General features: G+C 36.0%; 14 protein-coding genes. 6 read left to right on the top strand and 8 right to left on the bottom strand.

From position 1 onward, the window contains the following. The first annotated feature begins 81 nt into the window (after window positions 1-81). Complete coding sequence (locus N2Z58_01260) at window positions 82-1,932, top strand: ABC transporter substrate-binding protein (protein ID MCX7653299.1); 1,851 nt, start codon at window positions 82-84, stop codon at window positions 1,930-1,932. Window positions 1,933-2,178: 246 nt separating this feature from the next. Here the strand turns inward: N2Z58_01260 and N2Z58_01255 are convergent, their stop codons facing one another. The 6 genes from N2Z58_01255 to N2Z58_01230 form a co-directional block, all read right to left on the bottom strand. Further along, the gene (locus tag N2Z58_01255; protein ID MCX7653298.1) at window positions 2,179-3,063 is read right to left on the bottom strand and encodes a TIGR01212 family radical SAM protein; all 885 of its coding nucleotides are present in this window, start codon (window positions 3,061-3,063) and stop codon (window positions 2,179-2,181) included. Further along, window positions 3,060-4,292, bottom strand: a complete 1,233-nt coding sequence (locus N2Z58_01250; GenBank protein MCX7653297.1) for an amidohydrolase — start codon at window positions 4,290-4,292, stop codon at window positions 3,060-3,062. Before N2Z58_01250 ends, N2Z58_01255 begins: the two co-directional genes overlap by 4 nt. Further along, on the bottom strand, window positions 4,293-4,601 hold the full coding sequence (gene rsfS / locus N2Z58_01245) for a ribosome silencing factor (GenBank protein MCX7653296.1): 309 nt from the start codon (window positions 4,599-4,601) through the stop codon (window positions 4,293-4,295). 63 nt (window positions 4,602-4,664) lie between these two features. Next, the gene (locus N2Z58_01240) at window positions 4,665-5,966 is read right to left on the bottom strand and encodes a bifunctional folylpolyglutamate synthase/dihydrofolate synthase (protein ID MCX7653295.1); all 1,302 of its coding nucleotides are present in this window, start codon (window positions 5,964-5,966) and stop codon (window positions 4,665-4,667) included. Then, entirely contained in the window at window positions 5,963-8,566 is a 2,604-nt protein-coding gene (locus tag N2Z58_01235; GenBank protein MCX7653294.1) for a valine--tRNA ligase, read from the bottom strand. Before N2Z58_01235 ends, N2Z58_01240 begins: the two co-directional genes overlap by 4 nt. Continuing rightward, a complete protein-coding gene (locus N2Z58_01230) occupies window positions 8,566-8,976 on the bottom strand; it encodes a diguanylate cyclase (GenBank protein ID MCX7653293.1) in 411 nt (136 codons plus the stop codon). The genes N2Z58_01235 and N2Z58_01230 overlap by 1 nt, the downstream gene beginning before the upstream one ends. Window positions 8,977-9,153: 177 nt before the next feature. On the opposite strand from N2Z58_01230, the gene N2Z58_01225 reads away from it, so the two are divergent. From N2Z58_01225 to N2Z58_01205, 5 genes are all read left to right on the top strand, one after another. After that, a complete protein-coding gene (locus N2Z58_01225) occupies window positions 9,154-10,269 on the top strand; it encodes an MFS transporter (GenBank protein MCX7653292.1) in 1,116 nt (371 codons plus the stop codon). A 55-nt stretch (window positions 10,270-10,324) separates the two neighbouring features. Beyond that, a complete protein-coding gene (gene rlmD / locus N2Z58_01220) occupies window positions 10,325-11,653 on the top strand; it encodes a 23S rRNA (uracil(1939)-C(5))-methyltransferase RlmD (GenBank protein MCX7653291.1) in 1,329 nt (442 codons plus the stop codon). Window positions 11,654-11,850: 197 nt separating this feature from the next. Continuing rightward, entirely contained in the window at window positions 11,851-12,846 is a 996-nt protein-coding gene (locus tag N2Z58_01215; GenBank protein MCX7653290.1) for a GGDEF domain-containing protein, read from the top strand. After that, window positions 12,839-13,930, top strand: coding sequence for a cobalamin-dependent protein (locus tag N2Z58_01210; GenBank protein MCX7653289.1), 1,092 nt, complete (start codon window positions 12,839-12,841; stop codon window positions 13,928-13,930). Before N2Z58_01215 ends, N2Z58_01210 begins: the two co-directional genes overlap by 8 nt. Before the next feature lie 135 nt (window positions 13,931-14,065). Beyond that, the gene (locus N2Z58_01205) at window positions 14,066-15,256 is read left to right on the top strand and encodes an FprA family A-type flavoprotein (GenBank protein MCX7653288.1); all 1,191 of its coding nucleotides are present in this window, start codon (window positions 14,066-14,068) and stop codon (window positions 15,254-15,256) included. 270 nt (window positions 15,257-15,526) lie between these two features. Here the strand turns inward: N2Z58_01205 and N2Z58_01200 are convergent, their stop codons facing one another. Both N2Z58_01200 and N2Z58_01195 read right to left on the bottom strand, forming a co-directional pair. Next, the gene (locus tag N2Z58_01200; protein ID MCX7653287.1) at window positions 15,527-16,501 is read right to left on the bottom strand and encodes a D-glycerate dehydrogenase; all 975 of its coding nucleotides are present in this window, start codon (window positions 16,499-16,501) and stop codon (window positions 15,527-15,529) included. Beyond that, the gene (locus N2Z58_01195) at window positions 16,502-17,659 is read right to left on the bottom strand and encodes an amidohydrolase (protein MCX7653286.1); all 1,158 of its coding nucleotides are present in this window, start codon (window positions 17,657-17,659) and stop codon (window positions 16,502-16,504) included. It abuts the gene before it with no gap. Between the last annotated feature and the right edge of the window lie 243 nt (window positions 17,660-17,902).

Raw genomic sequence — 17,902 nt, 5'->3', positions numbered from 1 at the left:
TTCTGAAGGTGTGGTATAATAAATTTAGTGTTTTCGATCTTGTATTTATCCTGAACACATCCTTTTGGAGGGGGGATTTTTGTGAAGAAGTGGCTGGTAGTACTTTTTGGTATTTTTATGTTAGTTGGTATGCTCGTAGCATTTGATCCAACAACATACGTTAGTGCAACTATAGGAGAGCCCGACACACTTGACCCACACCTTGCGTATGATACGGCAAGTGGAGAAGTGCTTTATAACGTTTACGAAAACCTTATAGCCTACAAAGGTAGAAGCGTTAGCGAGTTTGAACCAAGGCTCGCGACAGAAGTTCCGACAGTTAAAAACGGTTTGATTAAAGACGGTGGTAAGACATACATATTCCCTATTAGAAAAGGTGTAAAATTCCACAATGGGAACCCACTTACACCTGAGGATGTAGAGTATTCGTTTGAAAGAGGATTGTTGTACGATCCATCTGGTGGACCGATGTGGATGTTGTGGTATGCGTTGTTTGGCACACATTCCAGGGATGAAAAGCTTGAAGAATTTGTTGGGAAACCTGTCAGCGAAATATTCGATAAAAGTGGCGAACCAAAACCAGAATACAGACAAAAAGTTATTGATTTTTACAAACAAGTTGTTGATCCTGCAATAGAGGTTCAAGGGGATAACGTTATTATCAAACTTGTTAAACCATACGCACCATTCATGAACATCATTGCTCAAAGTGCTCATTGGGCAGCAGTGCTTGACAAAGAAACTTGTATAAAACTTGGTCTTTGGGATGGAAAAGCAGAGACATGGTGGAAATACAAAGATCTTGAAAAAGAAAAATCTCCATTGTATGCTTACGCAATGGGAACAGGTCCATACAAATTCGTAGAATGGGACAGAAAACAACAGAAAGTTACACTTGTGGCAAACGAAAGTTATTGGAGAGAACCAGCAAAGATTAAAAAAGTCATCATCTGGGGTATTGATGAGTGGTCAACAAGAAAGGCAATGATTGAAAAAGGAGATGCAGACTCAATCGCTGTTGTTCTTGAATATCTTGACCAACTCAGAGGTAACAAAGATATTCAAATAATAGAAAACATACCAACACTTTCTGTTACGGTACTTGCGTTCAACTGGTCAGTTAACCCGTCAAGCAAATATATTGGTTCTGGTAAACTTGATGGAAACGGTATACCTACAGACTTTTTCAACGATATCTACGCAAGAAAAGCAGTGGCAGCAGCAGTGAATTATGATGCTTTGATTAGAGACGTTCTCAAAGGCTTTGGTAAGAGAATACCAACGGCATTACCGGAAGGTATGCTTGGATTTGATCCGTCACTTCCGCTCTACAGATTTAACATTAAAGAGGTTCAAGACAACTTGAAAAAAGCATGGAATGGGCAAGCTTGGGCAAAAGGGTTTAAATTCAGCGTAGCATATAACCAAGGTAACGTAGCAAGGCAAAGAGTTGCAGAAATGGTTAAGATGTACCTTGAAATGGCAGCACCTGGCAAGGCAAAGATAGAAGTACAACCACTCCAATGGCCAACATTCCTTGATTCAACAAAACGTGGTGAATTACCAGTATTCATACTTGGATGGCTTGCGGACTATCCAGACCCAGATAACTTCATATTCACCTATTATCACAGCAAAGGCGATTACAGTGGAAGACAAGGTGAAAACTTCAGAAAATTCGTCAGTGCTCCAAGAAAAGAACTCGGTGGAAAGAGTCTTGATGACCTCATAGAACAAGCTGCTGCCGAGACGGATCCATCCACGCGTGCAAGACTGTACCTGCAAATCCAAAAATTTGTTATAGACAATTGTATCAGTGTTCCAGTGTATCAACCAGTTGGCGTCCGTGTACAAAGAACATGGGTCAAGGGTTGGTACGACAACCCAATGAGACCAGGTAATGACTTCTATATTCTCTACAAACAACAATAATTAAAAACTAAAAAGCAAAAAGACCGCCGAAAACATCGGCGGTCTTTTTAAGTCTTTTAAATTATATTAGAAAAAAAGATTTATTTCAGTATCTTTGCCTTGGAACTTTGCTATTTCAAAGAATCAGAACATTTTCAGAGGTTATCCATCATTTTCCTTTAAATAAATTCAAAAGTACTTCTCTATCAATTATCTTATAAATTATTGTTTTATGCCTCATCGGTAAATAAGATGTTTGTTATTATGTTAAAACATTGCCTTCTTACCTTGGTATGTGTCTTTATCTTTCATCTTCTTTTCTATTATCGATACAATCTCATTCTTACTCTTACCCCAGTTTCCAAAAATCGTTCCTTTTAAAGGTGGATCTGCCACAAGTCTATGGATTACTATCTTCGGAGATAAATACTCAAGAAACGTTACCACTCGCTCAACATACGTTTCAAGTGTACAAATGTCCAACTTACCAGATTTAAACATCTCAGCGAACACCGTGCCTTCCACTATGTACAATGAATGGATCTTTACTCCATCCACGTTGAGTGCTGATAAGATCTTTGCAGTTTCAATTACGTCAAGTGTATTATCACCTGGCAAATTCAAAATTACATGAGAAACTATTTCAAAATCGTATTTTTTTATTAAACTTACTGCATATATATACTCAGCCAAAGTGTGTCCTCTGTTAACTTTCACAAGTGTATGGTAGTTTGCAGTTTGTAGTCCTACGTCAAGAGATATTGGTATCTTGTAATCCTGACTTATTTCCTTTAGTAATTCCAAGACCATTACGTTCACGCAGTCTGGTCTTGTAGCTATATCAAGCTGTACGATATCTTCTTCTATTGCCTGTGTGTATAACTCTCTAAGTGTCTCCAAAGGTGCAAATGTGTTGGTATAGTTTTGAAAATAGGCTATGAATTTATTTACACCTTTCTTTTTGTATTTTTCCCGCATCAACTTAATTTGCTCTCTGATATCTTTTCCAAAAAACGTTGTGAAACCACTACCAGTTTCATCACAAAATAAGCATCCAGGCTTTCCGTTTATTCTATTTGGACACGTAAAACCAGCGTTTATTGGTAATCTTTGGACACGCTCCTTATACTTTTTCTTTAATTCAACACTCAGTTTTCTATACCTATAACCTTCCTCGAGAAAATCGTAAATTTCTCAAGCACCTCCTTGTAATCTATAGTTGGATAATGACCATTTATATAAACAAATTTTCCATTTATCATAGTCGCATAAACTCTATCTGTGTAAGAGTGAATAAGATTATTTAAAAAATTATCAAGCGGTTGCAGTTGAGGATGTTCTTGATCTAAAATAACCAAATCAGCCGGATAATCAACGGCTATCTTGCCACCTTTCACTCGCAACGCTTCGTATCCATTTACTGTAATACTATTAAATGCAGTTATCACATTAAATTGTTCAGGGTTGAGCATTTTTTGTGACAAAATACTTACTCTCAAATCAAAAAGAACATTTTGAGAATTATTGCTCGCGGGTCCATCTGTTCCAATTGTTATTCTTATATCTTTTTCTATCATATCACTAATAGGTGCAATACCGTTGCCAAGCTTCATGTTACTCACAGTATTTATTGACGGATAAGTTCCCACAACAACATCCAAGTTTTCTTTTCTCAGCTGAGTACAATGGACAGGTATAAAATGGATCCTGTCAAAACCTATTCTTATTATTTCCTCTGGGGAATATTTATCGTATTCCCACGCATTTTCAAAAAAGTGCATTGTAACTGCCATATCGTTTGTTTTAGCTATTTCCACTATCTTTAGGAGATATTCTTTTGAACAGGAGTACGGTGCGTGTGGACCAAGACCAATGTAAATACGATTATCGTATCCGTGCCATTTTTTGTATAGTTTCAAATTTTCCTCTAACCTTCCGTTGTCATCGCCATTGTTATCAACTAATCCACGTGTAAGGAGAGCTTTCATACCAAAATCGGCAACGGCTTGTGCAACTGCATCTTCGTAAAAGTACATATCACAAAAAGCCACTGTTCCATATGAGACCATTTCTATCATGCTCATAAGACTTGAATAATACACCGCTTCTGAGGTGAGTTTTTCTTCAGAAGGTAGTATCTTTTCAAAAAGCCACTTGTTAAATGACAAATCTTCCGCAAAGCCTCTAAAAAGAGACATTGCAACGTGGGTATGTGTGTTCACAAACCCTGGTAATATCACTTTTCCCGAAAGATCTAAAACTTCTTCTCCAGAACTCGGAGCTATTGAAACATTTATATCCTTTATAATGCCATCAATTATTCTTATATCAACCTTCCTAAGTTTGTCATCTATTAGTACAAGAGCATCTTTCAGAATCATCTAGAACACTAACCTCTCAGCATCAAGCCATAAATGCTCAATATCGTAGAATTCACGTGCACTTTTGGTAAAGATATGTATAACAATATCTCCAGCGTCTATTAGTAACCAATCGTAATTGTCTCCTTTATCATAATAGATAAGCTCTTTACCATTTTCGTTGAAAAACTCAACAATCTCGTCTCTTAAACTCTTCATATGAATATTGCTATTAGCTGTACAGATAACAAAATAGTCCGTTAATAAACGTGTTTTGGACATGTCAAGAACAACAGGATCTATCGCTTCTTTTTTCTCAAGAACTTTCATTAACTTTTTCAAAATTTCACTCACGTTATTGAAAACTACCAAAAGAACAACACCTCCTTAATTCTACGCTCCACCTATTTTCAATTCTTCACTTATGTGACCATTCTTTAGAAAATCTCTAACTAGCCCTATGAGATAAAATGAACCTGTTACAAATCTTACATCAGCATCGCATTTTTCAAGAATTTCCAGTCCTTTTAATGGTTCCGGTTCTAAAACAACGTTTGAACAATATTTCTTCGCAATCTCGTAAGTTTCTTCTATCTTTTGTGCTCGCTTTGATGGAGGTTTTGTAACTATGATTTTGTCAAAGAGCGGACCAATATACTTGAGTACATTTTCTTTATCCTTATCATCAACTATTCCGAAAAGCGCAGCTCGTTTCTTCTTCGGAAAGTAAATTTCCACGTTTTCAGCAAAAGTCTGAGCTGCCTGCGGATTGTGAGAACCATCAAGAACAAATCCGTTGAATAATTCAAATCTTCCCGGAATAAACGCATTTTCCATTGCAGCAACAACGTTGCTACTATTCAATTTTTCTACTAATTCGTATGCCTTTAAAGCTACTGCAATATTGTATAATTGATGTTTCCCGTTCAGACGTACTGGTATACCTTTAATAGTGCTGTCGCCATAATAATTGTAAATATTTCTATCAAAAGAATAATCTACAACTTCTGCAGAAAAATCTTTTCCAAACTCGTAAACCCTCGCATTTTTCTGTTTGGCAATCTCATATATTACGTCCTTAGCCTCCTGGGTCATCTTCCCAATAACAACAGGGATTCCGTTTTTAATTATTCCACCTTTTTCAAAGGCGATCTGCTCTACTGTATCTCCAAGTACATTTGTGTGCTCTAAGGACACCGTTGTAATAACTGACACAACAGGGGTTATAACATTAGTTGAATCAAACCGTCCCCCAAGTCCTACCTCGACACTACCGTATTCCGCCTTTTTGACCGATGTTATGTGAAAATATGTAGCGGTCATGTATTCGAAAAAGCTTGGTGAAAACTCATCACCAAATTTATCCAGCTCCTCCGCAAAAGGCTTGACAAACTCCGCACTTTTCACAAAATCTTCAACACTTATAAGCTCGGTGTTCCAATGAAATCGCTCAAGTATTGTAGACAAATGCGGTGAATAAAAGCCAGTAACATTATGATTGTGATGATAAGTAAGGTACTCGAGAAATGTTGTCACACTACCTTTGCCATTTGAACCAGTAACATGAAAGTATTTAACTCCAATATGTGGATTTCCCATTTTAGAAAGTAATTGCTCTATCCTAAAAAGTCCAAGCTTCATTGTATTGTACGGTCTTGTGAAGTAAAGATAGTTTAACAACTGAATAAAACTCATACTTTTGCCTCCAAATCAGAAATAATCTGCTCAATTCTACCTATCTGCTCTTGGAATATTCTTCGTTTTTCTTTTGTCTCTTCAACAATATCTTCCGGAGCATTTCTTAGGAAATTTTCATCTGAAAGTTTCTTGGTGAATTTTTCCATGTCGTTTTTGAGTTTTTCAACTTTCTTTTTAAGTCTTACAACCTCATTTTCAACATCTATAAGCGTTCCAAGAGATACATATACTTCAGTATCAATCGAAACATACGCTGTAGCACTCTGTTCAGGTCTTTGATCGACAAATTGTATGCCTTCAACATTTCCAAGAAACTTGATGTATTCTTGCTCCTCTTCAGAAAGATTGCCTTTCACAAAGGTACATACCTTGGTAGATTGTGGTAAATTCAATTCTGCCCTAATATTTCTAACGCCTCTTATGATGTTCATTATCATATTGAACCTTTTTTCAGATACTTCATCAATAAAATCTTGATTAACTTTTGGCCAACTTGCAATAACTATAGATTCACCGCTTGTTGGAAGCTTTGTCCAAAGTTCTTCTGTTAAGAAAGGCATAAATGGATGAAGAAGCCTCAAACTCATATCAAGTACGTAAACAAGAATATTTTGAACAAGTCTTCTATGGCTTTTCTTAAGTTCATTTTTCACGGCTTCAATGTACCAGTCACATAACTCATCCCAGAAAAAGTTATAAATCTCTCCAGCTGCTATGTTAAAATCGTAACTGTCAAGCGACTGCGTAACCTTTTGAATAGCTTTGTGAAGTCTTGACAAAATCCATTTGTCAACTAAACTAAGTTCTTCATGATTTACATCAAGCTTTTCAAAATCATCAAGATTCATTAAAACAAACCTTGTAGCGTTCCAAATTTTATTTGCAAATTTTTTATAAGTGTCAAAAAATTTTACATCGAGTTTTAGATCTCGACCTTGAGCAGCTAATATAGCAAGTGTAAACCTCATTGGATCTGCGCCATATTCATCGATAATTTCAATGGGGTCTATACCATTGCCAAGTGATTTACTCATCTTTCGCCCGTATTTATCCCTTACAAGCTGATGGATATAAACCTCGCTGAATGGCTTTTCGTTCATAAACTCATAGCCCATCATTATCATTCGTGCCACCCAGAAGAATATAATGTCAAAACCGGTAACAAGAACATCCGTTGGGTAGTACCTCTCAAGATCAGGAGTCTTGTCTGGCCATCCCATTGTACTGAATGGCCATAGCGCCGAACTGAACCATGTGTCAAGTACGTCCTCATCTTGTTTCAAATTAACGCCTCCACATTTTTCACACTTTGTTACTTCACTTTCCGATACATTGTAATGTCCACAATCTTGACACTGCCAAACGGGGATTCTGTGTCCCCACCAAAGTTGCCTACTTATACACCAATCTCGTATCTCATACATCCAATTTAAATACACCTTTTTCCATCTTTCTGGAACAAACTTGACTTCATCTTGTTCAACAGCCTCAATTGCCCGTTTCGCTAATTGTTTCATACTGACGAACCACTGATCCATTAAACGTGGTTCTATAACAGTTTCACAACGGTAGCACCTGCCAACAGAGTGTTTGAGTTTTTCAACCTTCACAAGATAGCCTTGCAATTCCAGTTCCTCGACAATAGCCTTCCTTGCTTGCTCTGCGGTTAGACCTTTAAATTTTCCACCATTTTCATTTACCACAATGTTCTCATCGAATATATCAACAAAAGGCAAGTTATGTCTTTGTCCGATAAGATAATCATGAGGATCATGCGCAGGTGTAACCTTAAGAGCCCCTGTTCCAAATGATGGATCAACATAATTATCTGCGATTATCGGCAATTCTCTTCCTACCAGCGGTAAAATCGCAACCTTACCAACATATTTGTTGTATCTATCGTCTGATGGATGCACTGCCACAGCAGTATCACCAAGCATAGTTTCTGGTCTTGTGGTGGCAATTATGACAAAATCGTCTTCTTCTTTTATAGGATATCTTATATAATACAATGTTCCTTCCTCTTCTTGATATTCAACCTCCTCATCTGAAAGAACCGTACCACATCTGTGACACCAATTAACTATATACTTTCCCTTATAAATTAATCCCTTTTTGTAAAGCTCGACAAATACTTTTCTAACTGCCTTTGAAAGTCCTTCATCTAATGTAAATCTTTCTCTTGTCCAATCTACGGAAGCACCAATGGACATAATTTGATTTTTAATCTCTGCTCTATATTTATTTGCCCAATCCCAGACTATATCCAAGAATTCTTCCCTTGAAAAATCTCTTTTACTCTTTCCTTGGATCGACAAAAACTTTTCAACGGCCGTTTGAGTAGCGATACCTGCGTGATCTTCACCAGGAAGCCAAAGCACATCAAATCCCTGCATTCTTTTGTATCTACTTAATATATCTTGAATAGTTATATTCAACGCATGTCCCATGTGTATTCTTCCGGTTATATTTGGTGGTGGAATTACAATACAATACTTTGGACCACTACCTTTTGGCGTAAAATAACCCTTTTCAAGCCACTGCTTGTACCATTTCATTTCCATTCCTTTTGGCTCGTATCTTGTACCTATCTCCATTAACGTACACCTCCAATTTTACTTATCTCTATTTCACAATTGACTTGTATTTTTTGTGTACCGTAAGTCAACAACAGATAATGTAATGAGTCTTTTATTCTTTGTGAAATTTTTTGAGCCTCACCTTCTGAAATTCCATGTATGATTATCAAAAAGTTTTTATCATCAAGCTTAAAAACAAAATCTTTTGGAATTCTTACACTATGCTTAATAACTGACGAAACCCTTGAAAGTACAAAATTCAACGTGCTCTGGTCTGATGCAAGAAAATCAAGTTTCATGTTCAAAGCAAAAAATTCCTCAGCGCTGCTTTTAAGTTCTTCAATGACTCTTTCGGCAAATTTCTTGTTCGGTAGCCTTGTAACCGCGTCTATCCATTCACCAGTTATCAAGTGATGAATATAGCACATACACACCATCCTCCTGTTGCCATTTTAATAATTTTACCATAAACAAACTAACATGAGAATACCTTGCGTATGCAATGTAGAACCTTGCGAAAAAAGTACTATCATGGTAAAATGATAGAAAAGTTAGTTTCGCTAACTAAATGTCACTGTAACACTTAAAACATTAGAGGTGGGAATTTGACTATCGGCTTAGTGCATCTATCCATTATCTCACATTTTCTTTTAGATTTCTTAGTATCGTTTTTTAATCCAATAGGACCTTACTTGATAACTAAATTTAGTATAGAGATACGTCTTTTAACTACCTTTCTCACACTTTCAGCTGCTTTTTCGAGTTTGATGCAAATATTGTTTGGTTTTTGGTTCGACAGAGTGCGTTCTACAAAGTCATATCTTATTGCTATGTATTTTCTCGAAGCCTTTGGTATCGCATTGCTTGGCTTTTCTCCAAACTTCTGGTTTGCTTTGATAGCTATTTTGATTATTAGAATCGCGAACTCTGCTTTTCATCCCTTAGGTGCTGCTATGGCTGGTGAAAGTAGTGGAAGGTCGGTAGCAATATTTTCGATAGCTGGTACATTTGGTGCTGCTATAGGGCCTGTTTTCATATCCTTTTACGTTTCGAAGTTGGATATAGAAGCTTTGTGGCTCGTATCCATACCATTTTTGGTAATAGGTATATACATAATGAAAACAAAACTACCTTTGAAAACTGTTAAACTGAATCCAAAGTTTTCATTCAAGGAGACTTTCGTCCTAATTCCTATACTCTTTGTTGTTACCATACGAAGTTTCATCATGTCTATCGTTCATACCTACACTCCGATCTACATAACATCAATCTTGAATTATCACATTACATTATCAGGAATGCTGATAACATCCGGAATGATCGCGGGGGTACTTGCAAATTATCTTGGAGTCTTGCTTATGGAAAAAATAGGGGCGAAAAAGCAGGATCTAATAGCTTTCTTGGGGATGGCAATCTCTGTTACAACATTTTTGAGCGCAAAATCTATCTTCGCCTTATTCTTATCTTTCATAGCTTTTGATTTTTGTGGATTTTTATTGATGTCAGCCAACATTGTTCAAGCGCAAAAGATATTGCCAACAAGGAAGGCATTAGCTTCATCGGTTTCAATGGGATTTGCTTGGTCGATTGGAGATTTTATTGCTTCTGGTTACAACGCAGTATTTGGAAATAACGTAAGGCTATCTCTGGCGCTTATGATACCGATCTCATTAGCAGCCTCTGTGTATTTTGGATATATCCAAAAATTTGATAGTAAGTAACGCTATGATAAAATAAATTAGTGGAAGGTAAAGTTCAGCGAGGTGGCGAATCTATATGGAAAATATATTTACTGTTTATATTGAGCGTATGGGACACGGGGGTTATGGTTTAGGAAAACTACCAGGTGGAAAATTAATATTTGTTGAAGGTGCATACCCAAGTGAGTTAGTAGAGGTAAATGTATTTCAAGAAAAGGGTGATGTAGCTTTTGGAAGAGTCAAAAAGATAATTGAAAAAGCAAATTATAGAAGGAAAGCAAAGTGTAAATACTTTGGTATTTGCGGTGGGTGTCATTTTATGGATGTGGAGTACAACAAACAACTTGAATTCAAAAGGGAGGTTGTAAAGGATCAACTTAGAAGAATTGGAAAAATAGAAGTAGATGTTTACCCGACAATAGAAAGTGACTTGGAATTTGAATACAGAAGTAAAATGGAATTCACTTTTTCATTCAAAGAAGACAAAATTTACCTTGGACTGAAGGCAAGAAATTCAAATGAGGTGATTGGTATAGATGAATGTCCAATATCGCCTGTTTCTTTTAATAAGACTTTGCAAATAGTACCGGAAATAGTACAACTTAGTAAAGTTAAGATATACGATCCAAAAAAAAGAACTGGAACATTGAAGCACTTAGTAATGAGATATTCGCATTCGAATAATCAAACCATGGCAATCTTTGTAACGAAAACAGAAACCTTCAATGAAGCCAAAGTCATAAAGAACGCGCTATTGAACAGACTACCCCAAATAAATTCCGTAGTGCATGTGATGAACTCTTCAGATGAAATTGTCTTAAGGGGTCCATACAAAGTACTTTACGGTTCAGGAGTGCTGGAGATCGAAATGGATTATGAAAAATTCCAAGTTCCACCAACTTCATTCTTTCAAAATAACCACAATGTTACAGCTAAGATGATAGAGTACGTAACCAAAAAACTTGAGCTAAATGGAACGGAGAATGTTTTGGATCTTTACGCTGGAATTGGAACATTCACAATGCGACTCGCTATGCTAAGCAAACACGTAACTGCCGTTGAGAGTTCGCATATCTCTGCTAAAGCAGGCAGAGCAAATGCGAATATAAACAACCTAAGAAACGTAAGATACGAAGAAACTGATGTGCTGGAATTTTTGAAAAATTATGATTCTCCAGTTGATGTGATAGTATTAGATCCTCCAAGAAGTGGTGCAGGCAGGCAGGTATGCCAAGAAATCCTTAGAATACAACCCAAAAAGATTGCTTATATTTCCTGCGATCCTTCAACCCTTGCACGTGACTTATCGATTCTCAAAGAAAAATATAAGATACTATCTGTGCAACCATTTGACATGTTCCCTCAAACATTTCATGTCGAAAATGTTGCATTATTGCAACTCTAAGAAATTGAATCCGGCCCAAATGTAAACCACCTATCAAATTATTCAAACGACATTGATAATCCTTCAATGTCGTTTTTTTTCATAAGTCTATGATATAATAAGAAAGTAGAATACAATATTAATTCGTAAAAATAATTAACCAAGAAGTAAACATAGATAGTTTTGGTACTTATCATGCAATTTGAGGTGAACGAAAAATGAAAGACAGAATATATATAACTGAAGCGATTATAAAATTCAACAAACGAGGAATCATAACTCAAGTTATATACGATAGCAACAATGTTTTTGATCAAAAGGAACAAATTTTTGATGTGTTGACTGAAAAGTCAAAAGCTTCTATAAAAAAAATCATAGGTTCATTGCAAGAGAATAATTACTTCTTAGATAAACTCCTTAACTTTTACGTAGATGAATATCCAGTTGCATTTTTTTGTTCCGGTTTTTTGTGCGGAGACGAAATAGTTATGATGTTGTTCAACGACTTATCACAAACAATCGCCGAAGAGTTGATTAAGATAAGTAACGAACAAACGAATACATTTAGAAATTTGATCAAGAAATTCCAGCAATATTCAAAAGAAAAGGATGAAACTAGATTTTTGGAAGAAATAGTCAAATTGAACAACGAATTAGTGAATTATCAAAGAGAAGTAACGAAAAAATCTCTGGAGCTTGAAATGTTAAACAAAAAGTTAGAACAACTGGCTGTCACAGATTACCTTACGAAAGCGTACAATAGAAGATACTTTTTTGAGAAAATCAAAGAAGAATTTGCCAGAGCAAAGAGGTTTAAATACACAATTTCACTTGTAATGGTCGACCTTAATAATTTTAAAAAAATCAACGATACGCTTGGGCATCTAGAAGGTGATAAGATTCTCAAAGACTTTGTAAGCATTGTGAGAAGGTATACGAGAGAAGGACTTGACAACATATTTAGGTTCGGAGGGGACGAATTTCTTATTCTGTTGTTAAATTGTTCTTATGAAGAAGCGGAAAAAATACTCGTTAGAATAAGTAATGAGCTTAAAAAAATTCAGCCAATTACCGGCTTGTCCTATGGAATTGTTGCGGTAGATCCTAAGGATGCAAGGGAGGAACTTGTAGAATATTTTCTAAAACAAGCAGATGAAAAGATGTACAAAATGAAAAAAGGTTCTGAGAATAGAGAGGAGAATAGCGATGAATGATAACATAACACCTTCAGAATCTAATAAAAAAATATACTCTTACATCGTTGAGAATTTAAACTCGCTATCTGAATCAATATTACAGATTCAATTTGAAAAATCACCTGAGTTGCTAAAAACATATAATTCTTACATGAAGGAAAAGTGTCTTGAAGATATTACTTACCATCTTCAAGCATTAGCAGATGCTATCATTTCCGAGAGCCCTGTAATTTTCTCAGATTACATATCCTGGGCGTATTATTTGCTTGAGGGACTTGGTATTGACAGACAGCAACTTATATTGAATCTTCAGTGTATGGAATTTGTATTAAGGAAAGTTTTCTCTTTTGAATACGAGAATACAATTTCAAAATACATACTGGATGCTCTTGAAAGATTAACACAAGAAACATCAAAAGAACACGCAATATCTTATATAACACCAGAAAATAAGCATTGGAAATTAGCTGAGGAATATTTAAAAAATTTGCTTGATGGTAGAAGAAAAGAAGCTTCTTACTTGATACAGAACACTTTCAAAAGTGGTATTCCCGTTAAAGAAATCTACATGTTTATTTTTGAGCCTGCTTTAAAAGAAGTTGGATTATTATGGCAAACTCACAAAATAAATGTGGCTCAAGAGCATTATTTCACAGCTGTTACACAGTTAATCATGTCTCAACTTTACGAACACGTTTTTACAACTGAAAAGAACGGCTTGAGATTCGTAGGTGCGTGCGTAAACGATGAATTACACGAGATCGGTATAAGGATGGTTGCTGACGTACTTGAAAGCGAAGGTTGGGATACATACTACCTTGGAGCAAACGTTCCAGCTGACTCGGCAGTAAAATTTCTAAAAGAAAAGAAACCACACGTTTTTGGGCTAAGTTGTACACTTTCTTTTCATATACATAACGTGATTGAAACGATAGAAAGAATAAGAAAAGATGAATCAATTAGAGATGTGAAGATCATCGTAGGTGGTTATCCATTTAGTATAGATAAAGAACTTTGGAAAAAAGTTGGTGCCGATGGAATGGCAAAGAACTTGGGTGAAATTGATATAGTTTTGAAATCCTTCAACATATCGTGGGAATAGATATATATTGTAAGTTTTTGTCACCTATACTTTTGAATTCATGAGAACCGTTCTTCAAACAATTTAGACTTGATATATCTTTAAATTGTGGTAAAATTATTACAAGACAAACACAAATTGTTGGGGGTGTTTTTCATGCAAATTGTTGCAAAAATAGTAGATGATATTTACTATGTTGGAGTAAATGACAGGGACACACACCTTTTCGAAAACATCTGGCCATTGCCAAAAGGAGTTTCTTACAATTCATATCTGATAGTTGATGATAAGACAGCACTCATAGATACTGTAAAAGTGAGTAAGATGAAAGAATACATCGAAAAAATTTCCCAAATACTTAACGGTAAAAAGCTTGACTACCTTATAATAAATCATATGGAACCAGATCATAGCGGAGCAATTGCTTCAATTGTACACGCCTATCCAGACGTAAAAATAGTGGGAAACAAGAAGACATTTGAATTTGTAAAGGCGATGTACCACATAGGTGGAAATTTTTATGAAGTTAAAGAAGGTGATGAAATAGAACTTGGGAATAGAAAACTCAAGTTCTTCATGACACCTATGGTACATTGGCCAGAAACAATGATGACTTATGAACTAAAAGACAAGATTCTTTTTGCAGGTGACGCATTTGGAGGATTTGGATCACTTGACGGTGGTATATTTGATGATGAGGTAGACGTAAAGTATTTCGAGAATGAAATTAGAAGATATTATTCGAATATCGTCGGAAAATTCGGACCGATGGTGCAGAAGGCTTTACAAAAGCTTAGTTCTTTGGAGATAAAGATAGTGTGTTCGACACACGGACCTGTTTGGAGAACAAATCCTAACCACATAATTTCTGCTTACGACAGGTGGAGTAAGTACGAATATGAAGAGGGTGTTGTGATTGCATATGGAACTATGTACGGAAATACCGAAAAAATGGCAGATTATGTGGCAAGAATACTTGCTGAAGAAGGTGTGAGAAACATCAGAGTTATGAACACATCAACAACTCATGAATCGTTCATAATAAACGAAATATGGCGTTTTAAAGGAGTTATCCTGGGAACCTGCACTTACAACAACTGGATATTCCCACCTATGGAGAATTTGGTAATAAACTTATCGCATAAGGGTATTCCAAACAGGGTGTTTGGAGTCTTTGGTACATATGGTTGGAGTGGTGGTGGAGTTAAAGGAATCACAGATTACATTCAAAAAAATAAATGGACTATGGTAGGCGAGCCTGTTGAAGTAAACTTCTCTCCAAAGGATGAGGATTTTGAAAAACTTAAAAAGCTTGCAGTTGAGATGGCAAGAGCTGTAAAGGAATAATAAGGCAATAAACAAAAGCCCCGTTTTTTAAGGGGCTTTTGTTTTTTATTCTTGAGTTTATTTAAGTTTCCATCTACACTCAACCATTCATACTCTTTTTCAATTTTTTCCTGGGCTTGGATTATAAAAACTTTTCTACAAACTATTTTTGCATACTTTTCTAACCGTTTAGGTCGTCTTGTATTTTAGCTGCAGAACGAGCACAAATTTTGCTTTATTTTATTACCTAATTGTCACAATTCCATATAGAGGAATGTGCCCTTTAAGTGATTATCTGTAGATAGATTTTTGTTCTGGTACAAGGTTTGGTGGAACTTTTCCTTCAAGTGCTGCAATTACATTTAACGCTACCATTTCAGACATTTTTTCCCTTGTTTCATAGGTTGCTGAACCAATATGTGGCAATAATACAACATTATCAAGTTTCTCAAGTCCTGGAGTCAGAAATGGCTCATTTTCGTATACATCAAACCCAGCACCCGCTATTTTTCCATCACGCAGAGCATCATATAAGGCTTGTTCATCGACAACAGGTCCTCTGGCGGTGTTTATAATAATCGCATTTGGTTTCATCTTCATTATCTTTTCTTTATCCAAAAGATGATAAGTCTCCTTGGTCAATGGAGTATGAATGGATATAAAATCTGATATTTGCACAAGTTCGTCTAACGAAACGTACTTTGCATCGTACATTTTCTCTATTTCTTCCGACAATCTGTTCCTGTTATAGTAAATTATTTTCATACCAAAACCAAGTGCTCTTCTCGCAACAGCTTGACCTATTCGTCCCATACCAATTATGCCAAGAGTTTTTCCGTAAAGTTCATAACCAAGAAACAGCTTTGGTTTCCAACCAACGAATTTACCATCTCTAACAAACTTATCAGCCTGCACAATTTTCCTTGCCACAGTTAAAAGAAGTGCAAAAGCGATGTCTGCTGTTGCTTCTGTTAGAACACCCGGTGTGTGAGTAACGTATATTCCTCTTTTGATAGCCGCTTGGACATCTATGTTGTTGTATCCGACAGCATAGTTAGCTATAATTTTTGTATTTCCAAGCGATTCAATAAATTCAGCATCTATAGGGTCTCTGAGTTGTGATATTATGGCATCTGCGTCTTTACACATTTGAATCATTTCTTCTTTACTTAGAAACTCTTCCTTTTGGTAGACAAATACATCAAACTTCTCTCTGAGCATCTCTATTCCTTTTTCTGGAATTGCGTACGAAACAAAAACTTTCATTTACTCTCCCCACCACCTTATTTCTTTACCTTCAATAAAGATCTTCTCAACTTTTGCCTGCGGTGTAAACGGATCGTTGTCCCAGATTACGATATCTGCGTCTTTTCCAACATCTATAGAACCAACTCTATCATCTATACCAAGGATCTTTGCCGGATTGATAGTTAGCATCTTTAAAATATCCTCTTTTCTTGCTCCATATTTCATAGCAAGTGCTGCATGCATATTTGCAAATTCTAAATGAGTAACAGGATGATCAACCATTATAGCACACAAAACCCCTTTTTCGTTTAAAATCTTCACATTTTCATACGTCAAATCTTTTGTTTCTATTTTTGTCCTGAATCCAAAGGGACCAACAACAACAGGGACATCGTTTTCTTTTAGATAATCAGCTATCTTGTAAGCTTCTGTTCCATGCTCAATCACTATCTTAAAATTAAACTCTTTAGCTATCCTTATTGCCGTGGCTATATCTTGAGCTCTATGGGCATGTACCCTTGCCGGTATAACTCCTTTGAGTACCAACTCGCCGATCTCGAGCTTAGGATCTCTATCCAAGAATACCCCATCTTTTTCTATAGCTCTTTTCTTTTTTTCTATATAATCTTGAACCTTCATAAAATAATTCCTCATAAGTGCAGCAATACCAAGTCTTGTAGATGGCATCTTTTTCATGTCTCCGTAAACCCTTTTGGGGTTCTCGCCAGTTGCCATTTTTAAGCCTGCTGGCGATTTCAGAACGCAATAATCAACTATGTTTGATTTGAATTTCAAAATAGCACCTTGTCCACCAATCACGTTTGCACTACCTGGAACTATCATAACAGTTGTAAATCCGCCGTTTAAAGCATGTTTTATAGCAACATCGTAAGGATTAAACGCATCTATAGCTCTAACATCAGGAGTTATCGGATCTGTCATTTCGTTACCGTCTTGCGCAAATCCAATACCTTCTTCGTAAAGTCCAATATGGGAATGTGCATCGATAAAGCCAGGTAACACGTACTTTCCAGAGGCATCAACAACATCATCAACATCAATTTCAAGCCCCTTTCCAATCCTGGCAATTTTTCCATTTTCTATCAATATATCCCCCACAAATGGCTCTTGGGTAATACTAACAACAGTACCGCTTTTTATGAGAATTCTGCTCATCCTCTCACTCCTTTCATAAAGTACAAAATGGCAACTTTATTATATCACAGTTTATCAAAATAGTAAGCAAAGCGAACTAAAAAATAAAAGCAGAAAAATCACAAATAACAAAGTATATTCTTGAAAATGGTTAAATATTACCGAGAAAATATAAAAATAGTTGAATTATCAAAAATGTAACAAAAACAATTTAACCAATTTCTTTGATTTTGTGGTAAAATTCATCATAGAATTCGTAATTCA

The organism is Fervidobacterium sp. (assembly GCA_026419195.1).
Taxonomy (GTDB): Bacteria; Thermotogota; Thermotogae; order Thermotogales; family Fervidobacteriaceae; genus Fervidobacterium.
This window is presented reverse-complemented; position numbering and strand designations above follow the sequence as displayed.

What these genes read in the sequence shown, in the direction of transcription:
- N2Z58_01215 (MCX7653290.1), top strand. Translation starts at nt 11,851, where the DNA reads ATGAAAGACAGAATATATATAACTGAAGCGATTATAAAATTCAACAAA.
- N2Z58_01200 (MCX7653287.1), bottom strand. Translation starts at nt 16,501, where the DNA reads ATGAAAGTTTTTGTTTCGTACGCAATTCCAGAAAAAGGAATAGAGATG.
- N2Z58_01230 (MCX7653293.1), bottom strand. Translation starts at nt 8,976, where the DNA reads ATGTGCTATATTCATCACTTGATAACTGGTGAATGGATAGACGCGGTT.
- N2Z58_01240 (MCX7653295.1), bottom strand. Translation starts at nt 5,966, where the DNA reads ATGAGTTTTATTCAGTTGTTAAACTATCTTTACTTCACAAGACCGTAC.
- N2Z58_01195 (MCX7653286.1), bottom strand. Translation starts at nt 17,659, where the DNA reads ATGAGCAGAATTCTCATAAAAAGCGGTACTGTTGTTAGTATTACCCAA.
- N2Z58_01210 (MCX7653289.1), top strand. Translation starts at nt 12,839, where the DNA reads ATGAATGATAACATAACACCTTCAGAATCTAATAAAAAAATATACTCT.
- N2Z58_01250 (MCX7653297.1), bottom strand. Translation starts at nt 4,292, where the DNA reads ATGATTCTGAAAGATGCTCTTGTACTAATAGATGACAAACTTAGGAAG.
- N2Z58_01235 (MCX7653294.1), bottom strand. Translation starts at nt 8,566, where the DNA reads ATGGAGATAGGTACAAGATACGAGCCAAAAGGAATGGAAATGAAATGG.
- rlmD (MCX7653291.1), top strand. Translation starts at nt 10,325, where the DNA reads ATGGAAAATATATTTACTGTTTATATTGAGCGTATGGGACACGGGGGT.
- rsfS (MCX7653296.1), bottom strand. Translation starts at nt 4,601, where the DNA reads ATGAAAGTTCTTGAGAAAAAAGAAGCGATAGATCCTGTTGTTCTTGAC.
- N2Z58_01205 (MCX7653288.1), top strand. Translation starts at nt 14,066, where the DNA reads ATGCAAATTGTTGCAAAAATAGTAGATGATATTTACTATGTTGGAGTA.